This window comes from Nonomuraea sp. NPDC001699, from assembly GCF_053596455.1.
Genome location: NZ_JBSFGF010000001.1, coordinates 126096 through 150733, shown reverse-complemented (window position 1 = coordinate 150733; position 24638 = coordinate 126096). Strand labels below are relative to the sequence as shown.

24 protein-coding genes are annotated in these 24638 nt (G+C 70.6%); 16 read left to right on the top strand and 8 right to left on the bottom strand.

What is annotated here, in order from left to right; genetic code table 11:
* The first annotated feature begins 74 nt into the window (after nt 1–74).
* A complete protein-coding gene (locus ACWCSU_RS00765; protein WP_357707783.1) occupies nt 75–494 on the top strand; it encodes a hypothetical protein in 420 nt (139 codons plus the stop codon).
* On the opposite strand, the gene ACWCSU_RS00760 is transcribed toward ACWCSU_RS00765, so the two are convergent.
* From ACWCSU_RS00760 to sucC, 3 genes are all read right to left on the bottom strand, one after another.
* Entirely contained in the window at nt 491–2140 is a 1650-nt protein-coding gene (locus tag ACWCSU_RS00760; protein ID WP_357707785.1) for a cell division protein PerM, read from the bottom strand. The two genes, ACWCSU_RS00765 and ACWCSU_RS00760, sit on opposite strands and share 4 nt — an antisense overlap.
* A 190-nt stretch (nt 2141–2330) precedes the next feature.
* On the bottom strand, nt 2331–3206 hold the full coding sequence (sucD, locus tag ACWCSU_RS00755) for a succinate--CoA ligase subunit alpha (protein ID WP_125644468.1): 876 nt from the start codon (nt 3204–3206) through the stop codon (nt 2331–2333).
* A gap of 3 nt (nt 3207–3209) precedes the next feature.
* Nucleotides 3210–4391: an ADP-forming succinate--CoA ligase subunit beta gene (gene sucC, locus ACWCSU_RS00750; RefSeq protein WP_364086025.1), complete on the bottom strand. Its 1182-nt coding sequence runs from the start codon at nt 4389–4391 to the stop codon at nt 3210–3212.
* A gap of 353 nt (nt 4392–4744) precedes the next feature.
* Here sucC and ACWCSU_RS00745 point away from each other — a divergent pair, with 353 nt between their 5' ends.
* Nucleotides 4745–5560 (top strand): hypothetical protein, encoded by an 816-nt coding sequence (locus ACWCSU_RS00745; protein WP_449932634.1) that lies wholly within the window; start codon nt 4745–4747, stop codon nt 5558–5560.
* A gap of 32 nt (nt 5561–5592) precedes the next feature.
* Complete coding sequence (locus tag ACWCSU_RS00740) at nt 5593–6384, top strand: hypothetical protein (RefSeq protein ID WP_449932632.1); 792 nt, start codon at nt 5593–5595, stop codon at nt 6382–6384.
* Between the two features lie 168 nt (nt 6385–6552).
* Here ACWCSU_RS00740 and galE read toward each other — a convergent pair whose 3' ends face one another.
* Nucleotides 6553–7530 carry a UDP-glucose 4-epimerase GalE gene (galE, locus tag ACWCSU_RS00735; protein WP_449932630.1) on the bottom strand — a complete coding sequence of 326 codons (978 nt, stop codon included), beginning with the start codon at nt 7528–7530 and terminating at the stop codon, nt 6553–6555.
* A gap of 192 nt (nt 7531–7722) precedes the next feature.
* On the opposite strand from galE, the gene ACWCSU_RS00730 reads away from it, so the two are divergent.
* The 6 genes from ACWCSU_RS00730 to ACWCSU_RS00705 all read left to right on the top strand — a co-directional run bounded on the left by ACWCSU_RS00730 (nt 7723) and on the right by ACWCSU_RS00705 (nt 11779).
* A complete protein-coding gene (locus tag ACWCSU_RS00730) occupies nt 7723–9123 on the top strand; it encodes a glutamate--cysteine ligase (RefSeq protein ID WP_364086013.1) in 1401 nt (466 codons plus the stop codon).
* Nucleotides 9120–9767, top strand: coding sequence for a neutral zinc metallopeptidase (locus ACWCSU_RS00725; RefSeq protein WP_449932628.1), 648 nt, complete (start codon nt 9120–9122; stop codon nt 9765–9767). The genes ACWCSU_RS00730 and ACWCSU_RS00725 overlap by 4 nt, the downstream gene beginning before the upstream one ends.
* 89 nt (nt 9768–9856) lie before the next feature.
* On the top strand, nt 9857–10114 hold the full coding sequence (locus tag ACWCSU_RS00720; protein ID WP_357707793.1) for a WhiB family transcriptional regulator: 258 nt from the start codon (nt 9857–9859) through the stop codon (nt 10112–10114).
* Between the two features lie 132 nt (nt 10115–10246).
* Nucleotides 10247–10927, top strand: a complete 681-nt coding sequence (locus ACWCSU_RS00715) for a CPBP family intramembrane glutamic endopeptidase (RefSeq protein WP_357707794.1) — start codon at nt 10247–10249, stop codon at nt 10925–10927.
* 226 nt (nt 10928–11153) lie between these two features.
* The gene (locus tag ACWCSU_RS00710) at nt 11154–11354 is read left to right on the top strand and encodes a type II toxin-antitoxin system VapB family antitoxin (RefSeq protein ID WP_357707796.1); all 201 of its coding nucleotides are present in this window, start codon (nt 11154–11156) and stop codon (nt 11352–11354) included.
* On the top strand, nt 11351–11779 hold the full coding sequence (locus tag ACWCSU_RS00705) for a PIN domain-containing protein (protein WP_357707798.1): 429 nt from the start codon (nt 11351–11353) through the stop codon (nt 11777–11779). The genes ACWCSU_RS00710 and ACWCSU_RS00705 overlap by 4 nt, the downstream gene beginning before the upstream one ends.
* Nucleotides 11780–11800: 21 nt before the next feature.
* Here the strand turns inward: ACWCSU_RS00705 and ACWCSU_RS00700 are convergent, their stop codons facing one another.
* Nucleotides 11801–12520: a PIG-L deacetylase family protein gene (locus tag ACWCSU_RS00700; RefSeq protein WP_357707799.1), complete on the bottom strand. Its 720-nt coding sequence runs from the start codon at nt 12518–12520 to the stop codon at nt 11801–11803.
* A gap of 95 nt (nt 12521–12615) precedes the next feature.
* On the opposite strand from ACWCSU_RS00700, the gene pcrA reads away from it, so the two are divergent.
* Nucleotides 12616–14868 carry a DNA helicase PcrA gene (gene pcrA / locus ACWCSU_RS00695; protein WP_449932622.1) on the top strand — a complete coding sequence of 751 codons (2253 nt, stop codon included), beginning with the start codon at nt 12616–12618 and terminating at the stop codon, nt 14866–14868.
* 154 nt (nt 14869–15022) lie between these two features.
* Here the strand turns inward: pcrA and ACWCSU_RS00690 are convergent, their stop codons facing one another.
* From ACWCSU_RS00690 to ACWCSU_RS00680, 3 genes are all read right to left on the bottom strand, one after another.
* The gene (locus ACWCSU_RS00690; protein WP_449932620.1) at nt 15023–15982 is read right to left on the bottom strand and encodes a L,D-transpeptidase; all 960 of its coding nucleotides are present in this window, start codon (nt 15980–15982) and stop codon (nt 15023–15025) included.
* 107 nt (nt 15983–16089) lie between these two features.
* Entirely contained in the window at nt 16090–16722 is a 633-nt protein-coding gene (locus tag ACWCSU_RS00685; RefSeq protein ID WP_352323887.1) for a response regulator transcription factor, read from the bottom strand.
* On the bottom strand, nt 16719–17927 hold the full coding sequence (locus tag ACWCSU_RS00680; RefSeq protein ID WP_357707801.1) for an ATP-binding protein: 1209 nt from the start codon (nt 17925–17927) through the stop codon (nt 16719–16721). Before ACWCSU_RS00680 ends, ACWCSU_RS00685 begins: the two co-directional genes overlap by 4 nt.
* A gap of 114 nt (nt 17928–18041) precedes the next feature.
* On the opposite strand from ACWCSU_RS00680, the gene ACWCSU_RS00675 reads away from it, so the two are divergent.
* The 6 genes from ACWCSU_RS00675 to ACWCSU_RS00650 all read left to right on the top strand — a co-directional run bounded on the left by ACWCSU_RS00675 (nt 18042) and on the right by ACWCSU_RS00650 (nt 24608).
* The gene (locus ACWCSU_RS00675; protein WP_449932618.1) at nt 18042–19832 is read left to right on the top strand and encodes a PspC domain-containing protein; all 1791 of its coding nucleotides are present in this window, start codon (nt 18042–18044) and stop codon (nt 19830–19832) included.
* Complete coding sequence (locus ACWCSU_RS00670) at nt 19822–20025, top strand: hypothetical protein (protein ID WP_357707804.1); 204 nt, start codon at nt 19822–19824, stop codon at nt 20023–20025. Before ACWCSU_RS00675 ends, ACWCSU_RS00670 begins: the two co-directional genes overlap by 11 nt.
* Nucleotides 20026–20097: 72 nt before the next feature.
* On the top strand, nt 20098–20580 hold the full coding sequence (locus ACWCSU_RS00665) for a (2Fe-2S)-binding protein (RefSeq protein ID WP_357707806.1): 483 nt from the start codon (nt 20098–20100) through the stop codon (nt 20578–20580).
* Nucleotides 20577–22946, top strand: coding sequence for a xanthine dehydrogenase family protein molybdopterin-binding subunit (locus tag ACWCSU_RS00660; RefSeq protein ID WP_357707807.1), 2370 nt, complete (start codon nt 20577–20579; stop codon nt 22944–22946). The genes ACWCSU_RS00665 and ACWCSU_RS00660 overlap by 4 nt, the downstream gene beginning before the upstream one ends.
* On the top strand, nt 22943–23797 hold the full coding sequence (locus ACWCSU_RS00655; RefSeq protein WP_449932614.1) for an FAD binding domain-containing protein: 855 nt from the start codon (nt 22943–22945) through the stop codon (nt 23795–23797). Before ACWCSU_RS00660 ends, ACWCSU_RS00655 begins: the two co-directional genes overlap by 4 nt.
* Before the next feature lie 76 nt (nt 23798–23873).
* Nucleotides 23874–24608: an SRPBCC family protein gene (locus ACWCSU_RS00650; protein WP_357705817.1), complete on the top strand. Its 735-nt coding sequence runs from the start codon at nt 23874–23876 to the stop codon at nt 24606–24608.
* The last annotated feature ends 30 nt before the right edge of the window (nt 24609–24638 follow it).

Sequence of the window (24638 nt, the reverse complement as noted above, 5' to 3'; positions counted from 1 at the left end):
ACACTCCAAAGAATGGAAACAGGGTGGGGCTGACAGGGTATCTGTTCCTCGCCCGGCGACGCAGAGGAGGTCAGGTGTCGACACCGGTGCAGGCACCGGCGGGCCAGCAGCCCGCCGATTCAGCGGGTCGCCGTGCGATCTGGTTGTCCATCGCGGCGCTGGCCATGACGTTCATGCTGCCGCTCGCCGGCCTGGTCATGGCCCTGTTCGCGCTCATGTCCGGGGTCCGCGCGCTGCCACGGCTGAGGGGCGCCCACAAGCCCACGGGCACGGCCGTCGGCGGCATCACCATCTCCTCCATCGCGCTGGCCCTGTCGGCGATGGCCACGGGGATGCAGCTCTACCTGATGGACGAGTACTCCGCCTACCAGGAGTGCATGAAGGGCGCGGGCACGGTCTCGGCCCAGGGCGAGTGCTTCACCCAGTTCCGTGACGCCGCGCAGCGCAAGCTGCCGCCCGACGTCCTCCAGCTGCTCGGGGCGATGCAGCCCTAGTCACGGTCCCAGGCGTAGGGGTCGACGTAGATGACGTGACCGCCGCGGTCGTCGGACTCGTCCACGATGTCCTTGCGCGGCGGGCGGGCCGGGTCGCCGGGGCCGCCGGGCGTGGTCCCGGCCGGGCGCGGGCGGGCCTGGGCCAGGGTCTCGGCCTCCGCGGAGGCGTGTTCGTCCTGCCAGTCGTCCCTGATGACCGGGATCTCCTGGGTGTCGGCCTCGGTGGCGTCCATCCAGTGGCCGGGCAGCGGGCGCGGGTCGGACTCGGCCAGGCCCACCTTGCTGGCCGCCTTGGCGATGGCCGCGCCCGCCTTGCGGACCGGCGCGGCGGCCTTGTCGAGCGGCGCGCGGGCCTTCTTGTTGAGCAGCAGCAGGTTGGCCACGCCCGCTGAGATGCCGGCGGCCACGCCGACCTCCAGGGCCACCGACAACGCCACCTCCCACGGGGACGGGCCGATCGCCGACAGCCGGCCGCCGCCGATGGGCCCGCCGGACAGCGCGGCCAGCAGGCCGGCGACCAGGCCGGTGGAGACGCCGGTCAGGAAGCCCCACAGGGGGGCGGCCTCGTACGAGTGCGAGGGCGAGATGCGGGCCACGAACACGCCCGCCACCGCGCCCGCCGCGAACGGCAGCGCGATCACCGCCATCATCCACGCGGGCACGGGCCCGCTCTCGGGCAGCGCGCCCAGCATCGGCAGGCTGGGCACCGTGCCGAGCTGGACGCCGGTCGGGGCGACCAGCGTGTCCGCGCCGATGGCGAAGCCGGGGCCGGCGATGTACGAGGAGGCCCAGATCACGGCGTTGAGCAGGTAGAGGAGCTGGAGCAGCAACAGCAGCACGCCGCCGACGAACCCCGGCGCGAGCACGTCCGACAACTCCCTGACCTGCCCGAAGTTCAGCACGACCGCGACCAGCACCAGCCCCAGCCCGGACGCCAGCAGCGCCGTGGTGGCGACCGCCGTGCCGACCGTGACGGCCCGCAGCCGCTCGGGCAGCAGCTTGAGCATGATCCGCCACGGGCCGATCATGCGCGCGGTGGCCAGCGAGCCCGCCAGGAAGGCCAGCACGAAGTGGCTGAGCAGCGCCTCGCCGATGAACGGCTGGGTGATCTCGTTGCTCGCCACCAGCGCGATCAGCCCGGCCAGCAACGCGTAGGGGGCCGCCAGCGAGACGCCGGCCTGGCCGACCAGCACGAGCTGCGCGCGGCGGCGGGCGTTGGCCTGCTCGCGCGGGCTGTTCTTGGGCAGCCGGGCGGGCAGGCGCAGCCGCAGGTCGGCGTCGCGGGCCATCCACCGGCCGGCGCGGTAGAGCAGGAACGCGGGCAGCACCATCAGCCCGAGAGGCAGCAGCCCGACCCGGCCGCCGGGCATCGCGAACCCCGCGTGGTGCGCGGCCAGCCAGAGCTGCGCCGCGGCGCGGAACACCCCGGGCAGGCCGGCGCCGAGCGTGCCGCGCGGCGCGGCGATCCAGCCGACGAGGGTGAGCGTGGTGAGCACGGCCAGGCCGACGCCCAGCGTGCAGGCGGCGGCGAGCATCCCTGACACGGGTAGCGGCCGCCTCGTCTCGTCGTCGTCGGTCGAGACCCCGGGGAGCTTGCCGAGCACCGACTTGGGGGCGGTACGCAACTGGTCGAGAATGGCCGTCACAGATGTGATTTTCTCAATCTTTCCCAACCATCGCTTGGTTGACGCGCCGCAGCGGGTCCACTTTGTCACCGAGACACCCCCGCGAACGCGTCCCATCCCCTTGCCCAGCCCTTTACGCGCCGCCCCGGCGGCCCCCGGACATGGAAAAGCCCCGCATGGCGGCGGCCAGGCGGGGCTTTTCCACGCGTGACTAGCGGGACTGCATGATCTCGCGCATCAGGCGGGCCGTCTCGGAGGGGGTCTTGCCGACGCGGACGCCGACCTTCTCCAGGGCCTCCTTCTTGGCCTGGGCGGTGCCGGCCGAGCCGGAGACGATGGCGCCGGCGTGGCCCATCGTCTTGCCCTCGGGGGCGGTGAAGCCCGCCACGTAGGCCACGACCGGCTTGGTGACGTGCTGCTCGATGTAGGCCGCGGCACGCTCCTCGGCGTCGCCGCCGATCTCACCGATCATCACGATCGCGTCGGTGTCCGGGTCGTCCTGGAACGCCTGGAGCGCGTCGATGTGCGTGGTGCCGATGACCGGGTCGCCGCCGATGCCGACCGCGGTCGAGAAACCGAAGTCGCGCAGCTCGTACATGAGCTGGTAGGTCAGCGTGCCGGACTTCGAGACCAGGCCGATGCGGCCGGCGGTGGTGATGTCGGCGGGGATGATGCCGGCGTTGGACGCGCCGGGCGAGGCGATGCCGGGGCAGTTGGGACCGATGATGCGGGTCTTGTTGCCCTTGGCCACCGCGTACGCCCAGAACTCGGTCGAGTCGTGGACCGGGATGCCCTCGGTGATCACGACGCAGAGCGGGATCTCCGCGTCGACGGCCTCCTTGACGGCGGCCTTGGTGTGGGCCGGCGGCACGAAGACGACCGACACGTCGGCGCCGGTCTGCTCCATGGCCTCCTTCACCGTGCCGAACACGGGCAGGCCCTCGTGCGTGATGCCCGCCTTGCGGGCGTTGACGCCGCCGACGACCTTCGCGCCGGAGGCGAGCATGCGGCGGGTGTGCTTGGTGCCCTCACCGCCGGTCATGCCCTGAACAATGATCTTGCTGTTCTCGGTCAGCCAGATAGCCATGACTCACGCACCTACCGCAGCGAGCTCGGCGGCCCGCTTGGCCGCGTCGTCCATCGTGTCAACCAGCTCGACCCGCGGGAGCGCGGCGTCGGCCAGGATCTGCCGCCCGAGCAGGGCGTTGTTGCCGTCGAGGCGGACCACCAGCGGGTGGGTCACGGCCTCGCCGCGGCTCTCCAGCAGCTTGAACGCCGAGACGATGCCGTTGGCGACGGCGTCGCAGGCGGTGATGCCGCCGAAGACGTTCACGAAGATCGACTTGACGCTCGGGTCGGAGAGGATGATCTCCAGGCCCGCGGCCATGACCTCGGCCGAGGCGCCGCCGCCGATGTCGAGGAAGTTCGCCGGGGACGGCTTGCCGGGGTACGCCTCACCGGCGTAGGCGACCACGTCGAGGGTGGACATGACCAGGCCCGCGCCGTTGCCGATGATGCCGACGTTGCCGTCGAGCTTGACGTAGTTGAGGTCCTTCTCCTTGGCCTTGGCCTCCAGAGGGTCCTCGGCGGCTTTGTCGGCCAGCGCCTCGTGGTCGGCCTGGCGGAAGCCGGCGTTCTCGTCAAGGGTGACCTTGCCGTCGAGGGCCTTCACCTGGCCGTCGGCCGACAGGATCATCGGGTTGACCTCGACCAGCGTGGCGTCCTCGTCGACGAAGCAGTGCCACAGCTTCTCGATGAGCTCGGCGGCGCCGTCGAGCGACTTCTCGGGCAGGCCGCCGGCCACCGCGATCTCACGGGCCTTGGCGCGGTCGATGCCGTCGAGGGCCGAGACCGGCACCTTGGCGACCTTCTCGGGCGTGCTGTGGGCGACCTCTTCGATGTCCATGCCGCCGGCGGCGGAGCAGATCGCGAGGAAGGTCCGGTTGGCGCGGTCGAGCAGGAAGGAGAAGTAGTACTCCTCCGCGATCGCGCTGGCCTCCTCCACGAGCACCTTGTGGACCGTGTGGCCCTTGATGTCCATGCCGAGGATGGCGGTGGCCTTCTCGACGGCGTCGGCGGCGTCGTCGGCCACCTTCACGCCGCCGGCCTTGCCGCGACCGCCGGTCTTGACCTGGGCCTTGACGACAACGCGGCCGGTCAGCTCCTCAGCCGCCGCCCGCACCTCCTCCACGGTGTTGGCGACGATGCCGCGTGGCACCGGGATGCCGTAGTCAGCGAAGAGCTCCTTCGCCTGATGTTCGAACAGGTCCACGAGGGTCCGTCCTTGCTTATCCGACTGATGTTCGACGGCCCGGGCAACTGCGCTGACGGTCGCGTCCGCTCGCCGCTCGTGTCGGCTTCGTGCCTCGCTCTCTCACGGCGAGCTCCTACGCTCAGGGGTGCGTGCCGGGCGTTTCCGCCAGTGAAGCCTAGCCCCAAGCTTGACCTGCACAGGTCATCGGGGCACGGTTCTTCCGCTATGTGACGGTGATCTCACTTCACCATGTCCCACTCTGCACCGAAAGTGCACCAATTCGCTGCCTTATGCGGTGTCTCTCGATATATGGTCGTGATCTTCAATTGGCAGGATTCCTGCTCCCCTCATTCTTGATCTGAAGGAATCGGATGAAGCGAATTATCGCGGGCCTGGCCCTGGCCTCCGCGGCGGCGCTGGTCACCGCGACCCCGGCCCAGGCCGCGCCCGTGGACCCGGCGAAGGCGCTGAAGAAGCAGTACGTCGCCGGGCACGGCGTGCGGTTCACCGAGACGTCCCGCTCCTCGCTGGACGGCAAGAGCACCGGCGCCACGAAGACGACCGGCGTTTTCGAGTTCGGCAAGGGCGGAATCGTCGCCTCGGACGTGAGGAATCACAGCGCCGGCAAGAACTCCGACGTGTTCGCGTCGCTGATGCCGTCCCGGATGATCACTGTGGGCAAGCACGTATACGCGCAGGGCGGTCTTTACAGCGAGGGCCTGCCCGAGGGCAAGAAGTGGGTCCGCTACCCCGACACCGGCATCAGGATCAGCAACTCCAACCAGATGCTCGACGTCTTCGAGCCCAAGGTGCTGAAGGCCCTCGTCTCCCACGCCAAGAGCACCAAGGGCGGCATCTACCGCGGCTCGCTCACGGTCAAGGAGCTCGGCAAGATCTACGGCCAGCCCGTCGACAAGAAGGTCGCCAAGGTCGAGGTCTCCTACCTGCTCGCCCTGAACTCCCAGGGCCTGGTCACCAGGGTCGTCAGCGACTGGACCCTCGACTACGGCATCCTCGGCGCCAACCACAGCACGACCGAGACCCGCTTCACCGGCTGGGGCGCCAAGGTCAAGGTCAAGGCCCCGCCGGCCGACGAGGTCGCCGACGTCTCCGAGCTCGGCGACGACAGCACGGTCCCGCAGGACATCCCGGACGGCTCGCTCAACTCGCTGGGCGACGTCAGATAGCCCTGCAGGGTCCCTTTTTCCCTAGGAAGTTCATGAAACGAATGCTCGCGGCCGCGGTGACGGCCGCGGCGCTCCTCCCGGCCGTCCCCGCACAGGCGGCCGCGGACCCGGGCACGGCACTGAAGCGGCAGTTCGTCCCCGGCCACGGCGTGACGATCTCCGAGACGATGCGCACGACGTCGGACAGACCCAGCCTTCGGGAGACCACCCGGATCACCGGGTCCGTGGAGTTCGGCAAGTCGGGCATAGTCGCCTCCGACCTCATGGTCAGGAACACGGGCAAGGATGCCGCCTCCACCGACTGGATGCGCATCGTCAGCGTCGGCGGACGCTTCTACGTCCAGTCGCCGCTGCTGCTCGACCGGCTGCCCATGGGCAAGACGTGGGCGTTCATGGAGTTCGAGGGCGAGCCCCTCGTCTCGTTGGAGGGCGTCGACGTCTTCAAGCCCAAGGTGCTGCGATCGCTGGTGGCCCATGCCAAGAGCGTCAAGGGCGGGCTGCACCGCGGCTCGCTCACGGCCAAGGAGGCCGGGGCGCTCGGCTCCGGAGGCAGCGGGCCGTTCTCCTACCTGCTCGGTCTCGACTCCGCGGGCCTGCCGACCCGGCTCGACACCGATACCGGAGCCGGCAGTGGCAGGGACTGGACGCGAACCGCCGTCGAGACCCGGTTCACCGGCTGGGGCGCGAAGATCACGATCAAGGCGCCCTCGGAGGACGACGTGATCTCCTCCGAAGAAGCCAACGAGGCCACGAAGGCGGAGCTCCTCACCGCCTTCGAGGACATCCCCGAAGGTTCCACCAGCTCGCTCGGTCTGAGCAAGTAGACCGCCGAGCTTTCACCGGCGTGGCCGCCGCCCTGGCGGCCACGCCGTCGCTCCGGAGGGCGTGACCGGGTTCAAGGCCCCGCACAGCCTGACGAGCGGCCTCACCTGCACGTTCGACCCCCGTGAACTCGCCGCGCAGGCCACCTTCGGGGCCGACCGGCGGGCAGGTCAGGTCAGGCGGGAGTCGCGCAGGGACGCCCACTCCAGCGAGTGCCTGATGCCCTCCTCGACCGTGAACCGGGCCTCCCAGCCGAGCAGCCGGCGGGCCCGGTCGCTGCGCGTGTACGCCCCCGCCACGTCACCGGGCCGGGCGGGCGCCTCGACCACGTCGATCGGCCGGTCGACCACCCGGTTGAACGCCTCGGCCAGCTCCCGGACCGTCGTGCCGGCGCCGGTGCCGAGATTGATCACGTCGGCGTCCAGGGAGTCGAACCGGCGCAGCGCCTCCACGTGCGCGGCGGCCAGGTCCCAGACGTGCACGTAGTCGCGGATGCCCGTGCCGTCGCTCGTCGGGTAGCCGGTGCCGGTGATCCGGAACGGCCCGCCCTCCTCGTACGCCTCGATCATCTTGCCCAGGGCGTGGCTGGGACGGCGCAGTTGCAGGCCCGTGCGCATGGCCGGGTCGGCGCCGATCGGGTTGAAGTAGCGCAGGGACAGGATGCGGATCGGGCGGGTGGCGGCGATGTCGGCGAACATGGCCTCGCAGACCGCCTTGGTCCGCGCGTACGGGCTCTGCGGGGCGAGCGGCGAGTCCTCGTCGACGGTGTGGTCCTCGCCGGCGCGGTAGATCGACGCGGACGAGCTGAAGACCATCCGCTCGCAGCCGTTGCGCAGCAGGTGGTCGGTGAACTCCAGGCTCTTGGCGACGTTCGCGCGGTAGTAGCCGACCGGGTCGGCGACGGAGTCGGGCACGACGATCAGGGCGGCGCAGTGGACGACGGCCTCGATGTCGGGGTGCTCGGCGAAGATCTTGTCGACGAGGGCGCCGTCGCCGACGTCGCCCTCGTAGAAGATGCGTCCGTCGGCGAACTCCCTGCGGCCCGTCACGAGGTTGTCGAGGATCACGGGCTCGATGCCGGCGTCGAGGCACGCCGACCCGATCGTGCTGCCGATGTAGCCCGCCCCACCGGTAATCAATACGCGCATCCCCGCACCCTACGGGCCTCCCGCGAGGGCCGCGCGCCCTGACGATGATCTTCATGACGCCCGGCCCGCGGGGAGGCCGGGCCGATCTTCCGCTGGTCATGTCGGCCCAGCCGTGCGACATTTCCTGGTATGGGCAGGGACGTACCAGTCGTCGTGTTCAGCCGGGACGATCGCCGGAAATATCGGGAAAAGGTGCGTCGATGTCTCGACGTCTTCGCCCAGATGTTGCGCGAGTCCCGCTTCGAGTTCGAACGCCCCCGCGCGGGCCTGGAGATCGAGCTCAACATCGTGGACGCCCAGGGCGAGGCCGCCATGCGCAACGCCCAGGTGCTGGCCGCGATCGAGCAGCCGGACTGGGCCACCGAGCTGGGCCAGTTCAACATCGAGATCAACGTCGAGCCCCGGGAGCTGACCGGCGACGGCCCGCTGCACCTGGAGGAGGACGTACGGAGGCGGCTCAACCACGCCGAGGAGCGCGCCCGCTCCCAGGACGGGCACCTGATGCTGGTCGGCATCCTGCCCACGCTGCGCGAGCAGGACATCAGCGAGGGAACCCTGTCGGCCAACCCCCGCTACCGCCTGCTCAACGAGCAGATCTTCGCCGCCCGCGGCGAGGACCTGCACCTGTGCATCGAGGGCGTGGAACGCCTCGACACCCACGCCGACAGCGTCGCGCCCGAGGCCGCGTGCACGAGCGTGCAGCTCCACCTCCAGGTCAGTCCGGAGGCGTTCGCGCCGCACTGGAACGCCGCCCAGGTCATCGCGGGCCCCCAGGTCGCGGTCGCGGCCAACTCCCCCTACCTGTTCGGCAAGGAGCTGCACCGCGAGACCAGGATCGCGCTGTTCGAGCAGGCCACCGACACCCGTCCGGCCGAGCTGAAGACGCAGGGTGTGCGGCCGCGGGTGTGGTTCGGGGAGCGCTGGATCACCAGCGTCTTCGACCTGTTCGAGGAGAACGTCAGCTACTATCCGGCGCTGCTCCCCCTGTGCGAGGAGGAGGACCCGCGCGCCGAACTGGCGCAGGGACGCATCCCCCACCTGCACGAGCTGACCCTGCACAACGGCACCATCTACCGCTGGAACCGGCCCGTCTACGCGGTCGTGGACGGCGTGCCGCACCTGCGCGTGGAGAACCGCGTCCTGCCCGCCGGCCCCACGGTGGCCGACATCGCCGCGAACGCCGCGTTCTACTACGGGCTGATGCGCGTGCTCCCGTCGGCCGAGCGCCCGATCTGGAGCCAGATGTCCTTCCGCACCGCCGAGGACAACCTCGCCGCCGCGGCCCGGCATGGCCTGGACGCCCGGCTCTACTGGCCGGGGCTGGGCGAGGTGCCGGCGGCCGAGCTGATCCTGCGCCGGCTGCTGCCCATGGCGCGCGCGGGCCTGGCCGAGTGGGGCGTGCACACGCCGGTGGCCGACCGGCTGCTCGGCATCATCGAGGGACGCTGCCTGACCGGCCGTACGGGCGCGACCTGGCAGGTCGAACGGGTGCGCGCGCAGGGCGGCGACCGGCACGAGGCGCTACGCGCGATGACGTTGGACTACATCAACCGCATGCACGCCAACGATCCGGTGCACACTTGGGACGTGTGAACCTCGTGCGCGCCCGTTTCCTCGTCCTGGCCCTCGTCCTGCTGCTCGCCGCCTGCGGCGACACCCGGCCCGCGTCCCGGGACGTCCAGGGGGCCGACACCTTCGAGGACGACCTGCGGACCGCGCGTACGCTCACCGAGTCGTTCTGGGCGGAGTTCTTCGACCAGCAGGGGATGACTTATCGGCCTATCGCCGCCTTCATCCCTTACTCCGGGAGTTCCGGTCCTTCGTGCGGGGGCGAGCCGTCCGTGCCGAACAACGCCTTCTACTGCCCCGAGGGCCACTACATCGCCTTCGACCGGTCGTGGATGGAGTCCCTGTGGAACGACATGGGCGACGGCTCGGTGTACGTGATCATTCCCCACGAGTTCGGGCACGCCGTCCAGGCCCAGCTCAGGACCGGTTTCGAGCTGAACGTCCAGGCCGAGCTCCAGGCCGACTGCTACGCCGGCGGGACGCTGTCGGCCCTGGTCCGCTCGGGCTCTCTGCAGGCCCAGCCCGGTGACGAGGACGAGCTCCTGACCAGCCTGGAGGCCGCCGGCGACCCCACGGACGACTGGCTGAACCCCGCCGCCCACGGCACCGCCGAGCAACGCCAGTCCGCCTTCGCCGACGGCTACGAAGGCGGCGTCGGCGGCTGCTGAGGACGGGCTCGGGCGTCTCCTGAGGATGTACCCGTGGGTCAGCCCAGAGGATGATGCGTCTGATCATGACCTGGCTCTACGGTGGAGTCATGCCACTGGAGGAGATCGGCTGGCTGCGTAAAGGCGCGTGCAGGTCCAGCGACCCTGACCTCTTCTTCCCCCTCGCCCCCTCGCCGCTGCAGGAGGCCCGGGCGAAGGCGGTCTGCGCCCGCTGCCCGGTCGTGAACGAGTGCCGCGCCTACGCCTTACGCGAGGGCGAGACGGAAGGCATATGGGGCGGCCTCACCCCGCAGGAACGCCGCCGCACCCGCTTCCCCGCAGGCTGGCGCAACTCCGCCGCCTCCTGACACCTCCCCCACCGACCGACGCCCCGCATCGCCGGACGGGTTCCCGCCGGACAGCCCGCCCCGCCATCCCCCGGCGCTTCCCCGCCGGACGGTGCGACGCCGGGGTCCTGTGGCGCGACGTAGCCTGCAAGGGTGCTGTTGCGCTCGATCGCCGTCCTCACCGCCGCCAACGTCCTCAACAACAAGATCGCCCCAAGGCTCGCCCCGCTGACGTCCGTCGCCGCCACCGCCGCGCTCGTGGCCATGGCACGCCGGAGCGGCGCCTCCTGGCGGGAACTCGGGTTCGAACAGGCCCCCAGGGGCGCGGCCGTCGGCGGCGCGCTGGCGACGGCCGTGGCCGCCGTCTACACCGTGGGCATCGCCGTACCCCGCACCCGGCCGCTCTTCCGCGACGAGCGCGCCCTGTCGCTCTCGCGCGCCCGCGCCCTGGAGGAGGCCCTGGTCCAGGTCCCTCTGGGCACGGTCCTGCTGGAGGAGGTCGGGTTCCGCGGCGCGCTGCACGCCATGCTGGCCAGACGGCACGGCGCGGTCGCCGCCACGGCGGTCTCCTCGGCCCTGTTCGGCCTCTGGCACATCCTCCCGGCGATCGACATGGCCCGCGCGAACCCGGCGCTCGGGGCGCTGACCGCGGGCGAGTCGCCCGCCCACCTCGACGTCGCGCGGGTGGTGGCGGGCAGCGTGCTGTCCACGGCGGCGGCGGGGGTGCTCTTCTGCGAGCTCCGGCGCCGCGGCGGACTGCTCGCGCCGTCGATGCTGCATCTGGCGACCAACTCCCTCGGCTACCTCTTCGCGAGGATCTCAGCAAAGCACTGAAACCGGATGATCGGTTCCGGCCGGGTAGAGACTTGTGCCAGGCCGGGATGAGGATTCCACCTCCGAAGCTGAGGATCCTTCCACTTCCTTTGGAACGGTCCACTTGACTCGCCCCGATGGCTCTACCTTCACCCGAGACGCGCATCGCGGGAGCTCCGACGGGCTCCCCAGACGCCGCACATCAGGATCAGAGATTCGTCCGGTGGAGGTACGGAGGTGGTGGTGTATGCGTACTGTGATCGACATCGACAAGAGGCTTCTGGAGCTGGCCCAGCACGAACTGGGGACATCGACCATGAAGGAGACGGTGAACGCCGCCCTGGAGGAGGTCGCCCAGAGGGCCAAGCGACGCGAGGCCTTCGAATACTGGCGTACACGGGACAATACGGATCTCCTGGACCCAGAGCTCCTGAAGCATGCGTGGTGACCACCGGAGTGGTCTACCTCATCGACAAGAGCGCCCTGGCCCGCATGCCGCATCCGGCGGTCCATCAGGCCCTCGAAGCGCTCATGCTCGACAGGACGCTCGCCGTCTGCGAGGTCACGCAACTGGAGGTGCTCCACAGCGCCCGTGACCCCAAGGGCTACGAGAAGGACGCCCGCCACCTGCGGGAGGGCTTCCGCCTCCTGTCCATCACGCACAGAAAGGTCGGCGGCAGGGCCCTGGAGGTGCAGGCGATGCTCGCCGGCAGGTCGCACCACCAGGCGGTCGGGCTGAATGATCTGCTGATCGCCGCCTGCGCCGAGGTGCACCAGGCGACGATCCTGCACTACGACCGGGACTTCGACATCATCTCCGAGGTCACCGGGCAGCCCGCGCTCTGGGTGGCGCCGCCGGGCTCCATCCCCTGAGCCGAAGGAGGAACGTCCAGGTCAGGCCGTGGGCACGACCTGGAAACCCTCCGCGTAGTGGCCCTCGCCGAAGCCGGCCTGCTCGGCCCAGGCGGCGAAGCGGCCGCGGACGAAATCGGCGAAGCCCTCGACGTGGGCGACCTGGCTGACGTGCGACTGCAAGGCCGCGAGCTTGCGGTCCATCACCTCGGTGACGTCGACCCAGTGGTTGGGGGTCTGGCCGCCGTTCAGCCAGACCTCCCTGACCGTCCACGCCTCCAGGCCCTCGTCGCGCAGCAGCTCGGGGAAGGCATAGGGGTTGCGGGCGTCGGGGTAGACCGCGTCGAGGGCCGCGCCGCCCACGGCCCGGTGGTCGGGGTGGCTGGGGGCGACGAACTGGTAGTTGCGGTCGGGGTGGTGGGTGATGACCAGGTCCGGACGTACCTGGCGGATCACCCTGGCGATGTCGCGCCGGAGGTCGAGCGAGGGCACGACCCGGCCGTCGGAGTAGCCGAGGAAGCGTACGTCCGTCACGCCGACCGCCTTGGCGGCGGCGAGCTGCTCGGTCCTGCGGAGCTCGGCCATTCCCGAGTTGTCCAGGGTGCGCTCGTTGCCGCCGGCGTCACCGTCGGTGACCAGGAGGTACGTGACCTCCACGCCCCGATCCACGAACAGCGCCACGCTCCCCGCCGATCCGAAGTCGACGTCGTCGGGATGGGCGGTGACGACAAGTACCCGGTTGATCTCGGATTCCGGCAGCATGGCTCCCCTTCCTGGACCCTGTACGGAGGACAACCGGCACCCCGTCGGAGGCATTCCGGGCGCCGTTTGTCGGTGGCTCGTCTTAACCTAGGTGGGTGCCGACCCAAGTCTCTGTTGACCACCCCTTGCTCGACGGCCTCAACCCCCAGCAGCGCGAGGCCGTGATCCATCATGGCAGCCCGCTGCTCATCGTGGCGGGGGCGGGGTCGGGGAAGACGCGGGTGCTCACCCACCGCATCGCCTACCTGCTGGCCGAGCGCAACGCGCATCCGGGCGAGATCCTGGCCATCACCTTCACCAACAAGGCCGCCCGCGAGATGAAGGAGCGCATCGACAAGCTCGTCGGCCCGCGCTCCAAGGCGATGTGGGTGATGACGTTCCACAGCGCCTGCATGCGCATCCTGCGGCGCGAGGCCAAGCGGCTGGGCTTCCCGTCGAGTTTCTCGATCTACGACCAGGCCGACTCGCAGCGGCTGATGGCGATGGTCTGCAGGGAGATGGAGCTCGACCCGAAGCGCTACCCGCCGCGTTCGTTCTCGGCGCAGGTCAGCAACTTCAAGAACGAGCTGGTCGACTACGAGACCGCGCTGGACAGGGCGGGCTCGCACCTGGAGAAGACGCTCGCGCAGGCGTACAAGGCCTATCAGCTCAAGCTGACCGAGGCCGGCGCGATGGACTTCGACGACATCATCATGAACACGGTGACGTTGTTCCAGCTCTTCCCCGAGGTGGCCGAGCACTACCGGATGCGGTTCAGGCACGTGCTGGTCGACGAGTACCAGGACACCAACCACGCCCAGTACATCCTGATCCGCGAGCTGGTGGGCCATCCCGAGCTGCGCACCGCCGACGGCGACGTGGTGCGCTCGGGCGGCGACATGTCCGAGCTGTGCGTGGTGGGCGACGCCGACCAGTCGATCTACGCCTTCCGCGGCGCGACGATCCGCAACATCCTGGAGTTCGAGCGCGACTACCCCGACGCCCGCACGATCCTGCTGGAGCAGAACTACCGCTCCACCCAGAACATCCTGGCCGCGGCCAACGCGGTGATCGCGCGCAACGAGGGGCGCAAGCCGAAGAACCTCTGGTCCGACCAGGGCGACGGTCCCAAGATCGTGGGCTACGTCGCCGACAACGAGCACGACGAGGCCATGTTCGTGGCCCAGGAGGTCGACCGGCTCAGCGACGAGGAGGGCGTCAAGCCCAGCGAGGTCGCGGTGTTCTACCGGACCAACGCCGCCTCCCGCGTGTTCGAGGAGATCTTCATCCGCACCGGGCTGCCGTACAAGGTGGTCGGGGGCGTGCGCTTCTACGAGCGCAAGGAGGTCAAGGACCTGCTGGCCTACCTGCGGGTGCTGGCCAACCCGGCCGACGTGGTGTCGATGCGGCGCATCCTCAACGTGCCCAAGCGCGGCATCGGCGAGCGGGCCGAGGCGATGATCGAGGCGCTGTCCTCGCGCGAGCGCATCTCGTTCTGGGACGCGCTGCGCCGGGCCGACGAGGCGTACGGAATGGCGACGCGCTCGCTCAACGCGGTGCGCGAGTTCGTGGCGATGCTGGAGGAGCTGATCGCCAAGGCCGAGGGCGTGCCGCCGTCCACGCTGGCCGAGGAGATCCTCGTGGCCACCGGCTACCGCGCCGAGCTGGAGGCGTCCGAAGACCCTCAGGACGAGTCCCGCCTGGAGAACCTCAACGAGCTCGTCTCGGTGGCCTCGGAGTTCGAGGAGGCCAATCCCGAGGGCACGCTGGTGGAGTTCCTGGAGCAGGTGTCGCTGGTGGCCGACGCCGACCAGATCCCCGACGCCGAGGGCGGGCAGGGGGTCGTCACGCTGATGACCCTGCACACGGCCAAGGGGCTGGAGTTCCCTGTCGTCTTCCTGACGGCGATGGAGGACGGCGTGTTCCCGCACGTCCGGTCGCTGGGCGAGCCGAAGGAGCTGGAGGAGGAGCGGCGGCTGGCCTACGTCGGCATCACCCGGGCGCAGAAGCGGCTCTACCTCACGCGGGCGGCGGTGCGCAGCTCGTGGGGGTCGCCGTCGTTCAACCCGGCCTCGCGGTTCGTGAACGAGGTGCCGGGGCAGCTCATCGACTGGCGTACCGACCCGGAGAAGTCGGCCTGGAGCGCGGCGACGCGGCGGGAGCCGACCCCGCGGCCGGCGCCCAAGGGCGGCGGGTCGCGTCAGGTGCCGTCGCTGGCGGTGGGCGATCGAGTGACGCACGACAAGTGGGGGCTCGGCACGGTGGTGGCCGTGGACGGGGTGGCGGAGAAGACCAAGGTCAAGATCGACTTCGGTGGCGACGGGGAGAAGACGCTGCTGCTGGCGTACGCGCCCCTGGAGAAGCTCTGACCCCTGGTCAGCGGGCGCCCGGCCTTCGACGGCCGGGCTCCTGACGACATGCCCCGGGCCGGGGGCCGCAGGGTGGCAGGGCTCCTGGGTGGGAGCCCTGCCGACAAGGTCGTGGTCAGGGCCCTGGGTGGGAGCCCTGCCGACAGGGTCACGGTCAGGACTTGAGGGCGCTGCCCTGCTTCCACTGGGTCCAGTTGAGCTGCCAGTAGCTCCAGCCGTTGCGCCAGTCGAGCTTGCGCTTGGTCCCAGTGATCTTGACGACGTCACCGCGCTGGGCGATGCCGTAGAACCACTTGGCGCCCTCGGGGGTGGCGCGCACGCAGCCGTGGCTCTGGTTGGAGCGGCCGAGGTACTGGTAGTAGCCGGCGCTCTGGTGGACGTACTCGCCGCTGTCGGAGATGCGCACCGCCCAGGGGATCTCCTCCTTGTAGTAGCGCGGGTCCTTGGGGTCGGTCACCCCCATCCAGGACGACGTCATCGTCTCGACGGACTTCTTGCCCATCGTGAGGTGCACGCCGCTGGTGGTGAGGTAGACGTCCACGCCGTTGCGCAGCAGGCCGCCGCGGCCGGCGCTGATCGCGATCTTCTTGGCGATCTTGCCGTCCCGGTAGACCTTCATCTGGTGCTTGCGGGTGTCCACGACCGAGATGTTCGCGTTGCCGACGGCGAAGCGGCGGGTGACGTCCTCGGCCTTGTTGCCGGGGAGCTGGCTGAGGCGCGCGGTGAACAGCACCTTCTGGTGCGGCTTCCAGTACGTCTTCGTCCGGTAGATGACCTTGCGGGCCGACACCCAGCGCCAGGCGCCGTCGACCGGTTTGTCGGCTTGGACCTCCAGCAGCGCCTCGACGGCGGCCTTGTCCTTCACGTCCCGGTCGAACGTGACGATGATCGGGAAACCGACGCCGACCTTCTCCGACGTCTCCCCCATGGGAGTGATGTCGGCGATGTCGAGCTTGACCTTCTTGGCCGGAGCCGCGACGTGAGCAGCCGCGGCGGCGCCCACGGAGGCGGTCGTCCGGGCCTGCGGGACCTGCGGGGCTGGTACGCCTTCTGCTGAACAGGCCGCAGCCGACAGCAGTGCGACCATGGCAAGCAACCGGGGGACGCGATTCAAGGGGATTACTCCTGGATTATGTGCTTCTCCTTCCATGTGTGACTACTGAGACGGGCGATTCGTCTACGAATGGCCGTAACGACCTTGTAACGGTCCAGAAAGCAGGGTCAGACCAGGCGGCGCGCGGTGGCCCAGCGGGACAGCTCGTGCCGGTTGGAGAGCTGGAGCTTGCGCAGCACCGACGAGACGTGGGTCTCCACGGTCTTGACCGAGATGAACAGCTCCTTGGCGATCTCCTTGTACGCGTAACCGCGGGCGATCAGCCGCAGCACCTCGCGTTCGCGCTGGGTGAGCGAGTCGAGCTCGGGATCGATCGACGGCGCCTCGGACGAGGCGAAGGCGTCGAGGACGAACCCGGCCAGCCGCGGCGAGAAGACCGCGTCGCCGTCGGCCACCCGGCGGATGGCGTCGGTGAGCTCCTTGCCGCTGATGTTCTTGGTCACGTAGCCGCGGGCGCCGCCCCTGATGACGCCGATGACGTCCTCGGCGGCGTCGGAGACCGACAGCGCGAGGAAGCGGACCTGCGAGCCGGTGCTGAGGACGCGGCGCAGCACCTCCTGGCCGCCGCCGCCGGGCATGTGCACGTCGAGCAGGACCACGTCGGGCTGGTGCTCGGCGATGGCCTTGACCGCCGTCTCGACGTCCTCCGCCTCGCCCACGACCTCGATCGAGTCGCCCAGCTCCGCGCGTACGCCGGATCTGAACAGCCGGTGGTCGTCGACGATCAACACGCGTGTCATTGCTTGTCCACCTTCATCGTCAGCATCACTTCCGTGCCCTCGCCGGGCTCGGTGCGGACCCTGGCCGTGCCGCCGTGACGTTCCATTCTCCCGATGATGGACTCCCTGATGCCCATTCTGTCGAGGGGTACCGCCTCAAGGTCGAAGCCCTTTCCGCGGTCCTTCACGAAGATGGTCACCTCCAAGCCCTCCACCTCCGCGTAGACGGAGATGGCCGGGCTCTCAGAATATTTGGCCGCGTTGACCATCGCCTGCCTGGACGCCTTGAGCATCGCCGCCAGCTTGCCCTGCGGGTCGAGGTCGAGGTCGCCGACGCAGACGACCTCGATGGGCACGCCGTGCGAGTCCTCCTCCTCGGCCGCGATCCTGCGTACGGCGGCGGCCACGGTGGCGTCGGCGTCCTGGGCGGGCTGGTAGAGCCAGTTGCGCAGCTCGCGTTCCTGGGAGCGGGCCAGCCTGGTGACCTCGCGGGGGTCGTTCGAGACGCGCTGGATGAGGGTGAGCGTGTGCAGCACCGAGTCGTGCACCATGGCGGCCACCTCGGCGCGCTCCTCCTGCCGGATGCGCTCGCGGCGTTCGAGCTGGAGCTCCTTCCACAGGCCGGCCAGCCAGGGCGTCGCGATGACCGCGATGCCGCCGACCACGACGACCGTGAACATCAGGCCGGGCCTGGCCTTGGCCAGTTCGCCCTGGGCGTACAGGAAGCCGGCCGCGCCGATGACGACCAGCGTCACGCCGAGCAGCGTGCGCACCCGGTTGGTGCGGATGCTCTTGGTCGCGCCGCTGACCCAGTTCTTGCGGCGTTCGGGGTCGGCCTGCTGCCAGAGGATGAGCGCGCCGATGCCGCCGACGGCGAACGGCAACATGCCGATCCCGCCCTTCGAGGCCCCGGTCAGCCAGCCGAACGCGGCCAGCGCCACGCCGATCGCGCTGAAGGCGGCGAGCTGACTCCAGTCGCGCTGCGGCGGCTGCCCCTCGTACGGCTCACGCGGAGTGATCATCCACAGCACGGCGTAGGCCACCATGCCGACCCCGTCCACGACGCTGAGCAGCACGAACATCAGCCTGATCACGACGGGATCGAGGGAGAGCTGCGCCGCCAGCCCCTGGGCCACGCCGCCGAGCAGGCGGCCCTCCATGGGGCGGAGCATCCGGCGATAGGGTCGATCGCCGGTGGGCTCGGCAAGTGTCTTCTGGTCTGCCATAACATCGCCATCGTCACATGTCGCGGGCACTTCGGGCATCAGGGAACAACCCCCAGGGTCGAGTCAGGGGTCTCCCGGATGCGGTCACCCCGCCCGACGGTCCACGATGGTTCCATGACAGAAGCTCCGCCCAGGCAACCCGCCGCCCCGCCCCGGGAGCTGCGACGCAGCAGCGAAGGGCGCTTCCTCATGGGCGTCTGCGCCGGTCTCGGGCGGCACACCGGCATCGACCCCGTGGTGTTCCGCGTGGCGTTCGCCGTGCTCCTGCTCGGCTCGGGCATCGGGATCTTCCTGTACATCGCGGCGTTCCTGCTGATGAAGGAGCCCAACGGCGGGCCGGGGATCATCGAGCAGTGGACCCGTCGCGACTTCGACGCCGAGACCGTGATGGCGCTGCTGACGGCGGTGCTCGGGTTCGGTCTCGCGCTCAACCTCGCGACCGTGTGGCTCGACACCGGCACGCTGGTGGTCGGCGTGCTGCTGGCCGTCTCGCTGCTCGCGGCCCACTCCAGCGGCGTCGACCTGCTGGCGCTGGCCCGCTCGATGCCCGAGCGGCTCGGTCGCCGGCGCTCCCCCGACGCGGAGTCGCCCGCGCCGCCCTACGCGCCGCCCGCGACCCCGCCGGTGCGTCCCGCCGAACCCGGCTGGTCCGGCCTGGGCGACACCGCGACGGCCCATCCCGAGTCCCCCGCGCCCGCCCCCAGGACGGCAGCCCCCAGGACGACGGCCGCCGCCCACGCCGAGGCCGTCGCCGCGCGACTGCGGGCGATGTCGGCCGGACGGCAGCCCGAGGCTCCCCGTACGGACAAGCCCGAGACGCCCTCCGCCGAGGAAGAGCGGGCCGAGATGTCGAAGATCGAGGCCGCGCAGGCGATGGAGGCCGCCGGGGCCGTGACGGCGGCGCACGAGCTCCCGCAGGACGCCACCCGCCAGGCGGAAACCCCCAAGACGGACGCCCCCCGAGCGGACGCCACCCGCCAGGCCGAGGCCCCCGAAACAGATGCCCCCCGAACAGATGCCCCCCGAACGGACGCCCCCCGGGCGGAGTCCCCGAAGACCCGGGTCGAGGCCCCGCGGCCGCAGGCGGCGTCGCGGCAGGAGCCGCCCGGCTACCGCCCCCAGCCCAGAACCGCGATCGACTACAGCGGCTACGGCGAGCCCTTCGCCCCGAAGGGCCCCTACCGCCCGCTCGACCCGGCCAGGCGGCAGGCCGGCTACTCGCCCTACGACCCCGCACTGTACGGCCGCCCGGCCCCCGGCCAGGCGCACAGCCCGGCGCCACGGCAACGACGCCCCAAGTCGTTCATCGGGGTCATCACCATCTTGCTCGCGATCATAGTGGGAGGGATCGTCGTGGCGGTCCAGGCCAGGTCGGCCGCAGGCGTGAGCCCGACCATCGTCGGCGGCGCCGTGCTCATCACCATCGGCGCCGGGCTGCTCATCGCCGCCTGGTGGGGCCGCGGAGCCGGTCTCGTCGCGGCGGGCACCACGGTCGCGCTGCTGATCGGCGTGGGCCTGATGCTGGGCGGTCTGCCGCGCAACGTCGGCGACTCCACCTGGTACCTGACCAAGCCCTCGGAAGCGGGCAGGGTCTACGACGTCGGCGTCGGCGAGGGACGGCTGGACCTGACGGAGCTGAAGGCGCTGCCGGGCACGAGCCTGACGTTCGACGCCAGGGTCTCCGTGGGCGAGCTGACGGTGATCGTGCCGCCGACGGCCAGGGTCGAGGTGCACGCGTCGAACAAGGTCGGCGACATCAAGGTCGACCAGTCGATCAGGGGCGGCGTCGACATCAAGTTCGACAAGGTGCTGGAGCCCGAGATCAGGGCCGCGGACGAGGAGTTCACGATCGTGCTGAACCTGCGTGGCGGCCTCGGCGACATGGAGGTGCGGCGTGGCGCGTGACGTCGAGCGCGTCCGGCGGCTGCACCGGACCGACTGGATGGCCCTGCTGAGCGGCACGTTGTTCGTGGTGCTGGGCATTCTCGTCGTGACCCGCGAGCTCAGGGACGCGCTGATCCTGGTCGGGGTGACGGTCGTGGGGCTGGCCTTCGCGGGGGTGGTGGCGATCATCGCGCGGGTGGTCCGCGGCAAGTAACCCTTGACCGGGAAAAACACCGGCGTAGTTTCGGGTGTGTCCGCCTTTCCCCCTGCTCCTGAGGGAGGACGTATGCCCCGAATCACCGTCACCGTCGACGGGATCAAGTACGAGGAGGACGTCGAGCCGCGGCTCCTCCTCGTCCATCTACTACGTGAGCGGCTCGGCAGGACCGGCACCCCGGTCGGCTGCGACACCAGCAACTGCGGCGCGTGCACGGTCCTGCTCGACGGCAAGAGCGTCAAGAGCTGCTCGGTGCTCGCCGTCCAGGCCGACGGCGGCGACGTCGTCACCATCGAGGGCCTGGGCGCGAACGGGTCGATGCACCCGATGCAGCGGGCCTTCCACGAAGAGCACGCGCTGCAGTGCGGCTACTGCACCCCCGGCATGGTCATGGCCGCGATCGACCTGGTACGGGAGGACCCGGAGCCGTCGGAGGAGTCGATCAGGCACGGGCTGGAGGGCAACCTGTGCCGCTGCACGGGCTACTGCAACATCGTGCGCGCGGTGAAGCGCGGCGCGCAGGAGATGGGGCAGGCGGTGAGGACGCAGTGAGCGAGCCGAGCCCCGAGGCCGTCACCGGGCAGGACGCCGTCCACGAGGTGGGCCGGCCGCGCAGGCGGAAGGAGGACGCCAGGCTGCTGACGGGGCGCACGCGCTGGACGGACAACCTGTCCCGGCCCGGCACGCTGCACGTGATGTTCCTGCGCAGCCCGATGGCCCACGCCCGGATCACCCGGGTGGACGTGTCGGCGGCCCGCGGCCTGCCCGGCGTGGTGGCCGCGTTCAGCGGCCAGGACTTCGCCGGCGAGCAGGGCAGCCTGCCGTGCGCGTGGCCGGTGACCGACGACGTCGTCATCCCCGACCATCCGCCGATGGCGACCTCCGAGGTCCGGTACGTCGGCGAGGCCGTGGCCTGCGTGGTCGCGACCGACCGGTACCGGGCGGCCGACGCGCTGGAGGCCATCGAGGTCGACTACGAGCCGCTGCCCGCGGTGCTCGACATGACCGAGGCGCTGTCGCCGGACAGCCCGAAGGTGCACGAGGCGGGCAACCAGGCGTTCTCCATGAAGATCACCTCGGGTGACGTCGAGGCGGCGTTCGACGGCGCCGCGGTCGTCGTCGACCGGACGTACGTGCAGCAGCGGCTCATCCCGACGGCGATGGAACCGCGGGCGGTGCTCGTGGACACCGACGGCGACTCGTTCACGATGTGGACCTCCACCCAGATCCCGCACATCCTGCGGGTGATGCTGGCCGTCGTGACCGGCATCCCTGAGCACGACCTGCGGGTGGTCGCGCCCGACGTGGGCGGCGGGTTCGGCTCGAAGTTGCAGGTCACCGCGGAGGAGGTGCTCTGCCTGCTGATGGCGCGCAGGCTGGGCAGGCCGGTCAAGTGGACGGAGTCCCGCTCCGAGGGCAACCTGACCGTGCACCACGGCCGCGACCAGCTCCAGCGCATCCGGCTCGCCGCCGACGCCGACGGGCGTATCCGGGGGCTCCGGGTGGAGCTGCTGGCGGACATGGGCGCGTACCTGATGCTGGTGACGCCGGGGGTGCCGCTGCTCGGGGCGTCCATGTTCAACGCGATCTACAAGATGGACGCGTACGAGTTCGGTTGCCGGGGCGTGTTCACCACCAAGATGCCCACGGACGCCTACCGGGGCGCGGGCCGTCCGGAGGCCACGTTCGGCATCGAGCGGACGATGGACGAGCTCGCCGCCGAGCTGGGCCTGGACCCGCTGGAGGTGCGCAGGCGCAACTGGATCAGGCACGAGGAGTTCCCGTACACGACGATCTCGGGGCTGACCTACGACTCGGGCAACTACGAGGCGGCCACGGAGAAGGCGCTGTCGCTGTTCGGCTACGACAAGCTGCGGGCCGAACAGGCCGACCGGCGGGACCGGGGCGATCCGGTGCAGCTCGGGATCGGGGTCAGCACGTACACGGAGATGTGCGGGCTGGCGCCGTCGAGGCTGCTCGGGGCGGCGAGGTTCGGGGCGGGCGGCTGGGAGCACGGCTCGGTGCGCATGCTGCCGACCGGCAAGGTCGAGGTCATCACCGGCACGTCCCCGCACGGCCAGGGGCACGTGACGGCGTGGAGCCAGATCGTGGCCGACGCGCTGGGCGTGCCGTTCGAGGACGTGCGCGTGCTGCACGGCGACACGGCCGTCGCGCACAAGGGCATGGACACCTACGGCTCGCGCTCGCTGGTCGTGGGCGGCATCGCCGTGCTCCAGGCGTGCGAGAAGGTCAGGGAGAAGGCCAGGAAGCTGGCCGCCCACATGCTCGAATGCTCGCCGGACGACCTGGAGTTCGGCGGCGGCGCGTTCAAGGTGCGCGGCACCGGGTCGAGCAGGACGATCCAGGAGCTGGCCTACGCCGCCTTCCAGGCGCACGACCTGCCCGACGGCGTGGAGGCGCGGCTCGACTCCGACGCCACGTTCGACCCGGACAACTACTCCTTCCCGCACGGCACGCACCTGTGCGCGATGGAGGTGGACACCGAGACGGGCATGAGCCGCATCCGCTCGTACGTGGCCGTGGACGACGTCGGCAAGGTGGTCAACCCGCTGATCGTCGAGGGCCAGGTGCACGGCGGCATCGCGCAGGGCGTGGCGCAGGCGCTGTACGAGGAGGCCGTCTACGACCCCGACGGCAACCTGCTGACCACGACCATGGCCGACTACCTGCTGCCGTCGGCGGCGGACCTGCCCTCGTTCACGACGGACCGGACCGAGACCCCGGCGACCGGCAACCCGCTGGGCGTCAAGGGCGTCGGCGAGGCCGGCACGATCGCCTCGACCCCGGCGGTGGTGAACGCGATCGTGGACGCGCTGCGGCCGTACGGCATCGACGACGTCCGGATGCCGTGCACGCCCGAGCGTGTCTGGCGAGCGCTGGAAGGAGCGCGGCGATGATCCCCGCACCGTTCGACTACATGCGTCCCGACTCGCTGGCGGCGGCCTGCGCGGAGCTCGCCTCCGACGAGGACGCCAAGGTCCTGGCCGGCGGGCAGTCGTTGCTCCCGCTGCTGCGGCTGCGGCTGGCCTACCCGTCCAAGCTGGTGGACATCGGCCGCCTGCCCGGCCTGAACGGCGTGCACGACCGGGGCGACCACGTCTTCATCGGCGCGCTGGCCACGCACGACGAGGTGATGCGCTCCCCGGTGGTGAACGACGGCGTCCCGCTGGTGGCGCTGGCCACGGCCAGGGTGGCCGACCCGGCGATCAGGCACCGGGGGACGTTCGGCGGCTCGCTGGCCCACGCCGATCCGGCGGGTGACCTGCCCGCCGTGGTGCTGGCGCTGGACGGCGTGATCGTGGCCGGGTCGGCGGCGGGCGAGCGGGAGATCCCGGCCGCCGAGTTCTTCGTCGACTACCTGGAGACGTCGCTGCGGGCCGGGGAGATCCTGGTCGGGGTGAAGCTGCCGAAGCTGGGCGCGGGCTGGGGCTTCCACTACGAGAAGTTCCACCGGACCGCGCAGTCGTGGGCGATCGTCGGCGTGGCGGCCGCGGTCCGGCGTTCCGACGGCGCGATCGCCGAGGCAAGGATCGCGCTGACGAACATGGGCCCGACGCCGGTGCGCGCCCGCGCGACGGAGGCCGCGTTGCCGGGCGTCGAGCTCGGCGACCAGGTGCGGCAGGCGTGCGAGCAGGCCGCGGACGGCACCTCCCCGCCCGCCGACCTGCACGCCCAGCCCGACTACCGCCGCCACCTGGCCCGCGTCCTGACCCACCGGGCGGTGCGCACGGCCGCCGGGTCCCCCTGAGTGAGGCGGGGGCGCCCCTTCCGGGGCGCCCCCGCCCCGACGTAGTGTCGCAACCAACCTCGGAAGGAGCGGATCGATGGCGATGCGGTTCGAGCACGAGTTCACTGTCCCGGTTCCGATCGAGCAGGCATGGGCGGTGCTGCTCGACGTCGAACGGGTCGCGCCCTGCCTGCCCGGGGCGACGCTCGACATCTTCGAGGGCGACGAGTTCACCGGCCGGCTGAAGGTCAAGGTCGGCCCGATCACCGTCACCTACCGGGGCTCGGCCAGTTTCGAGGACGTCGACAAAGACGCCCACACGCTCACGATCCAGGCGTCGGGCAAGGAGGCCAGGGGCTCCGGCACGGCGTCGGCCACGGTCAGGGCACGCCTGACGCCGGCCGAGGGGCGCACGTCGGTGGCCGTGGAGACGACGTTCAACGTGACCGGGCGGCCGGCGCAGTTCGGGCGCGGGGTCATGGCCGAGGTCGGGGCCAAGCTGATCGACCGGTTCGCCGGCAACCTCGCCCAGCTGCTCTCCGAGCCCGTGGTGGAGCCGGTCGCCCCCCAGGAGCCGGTCGTGCCGCAGGTGCCGGTCGCGCCCGTGGAGTCGCAGGTGGAGGAAGAGGAGCGGCACCTGAGCCCGGTGCCCGCCCCCGAGCCGGACGTGCGGCCTTCGGGCACGCTGCGCACCTCGCGCACACCTGACGAGGAGGCGCTCGACCTGCTGGAGATCGCCGGGCAGCCGCTGCTCAAACGGATCGCGCCGATCGCGGGCGGCCTGGTGGCGCTCACGATCCTCATCTGGGTGATTCGTCGCCTTATACGCTGATTTTCAGCAAAAACCACATAAAGTCCGGTC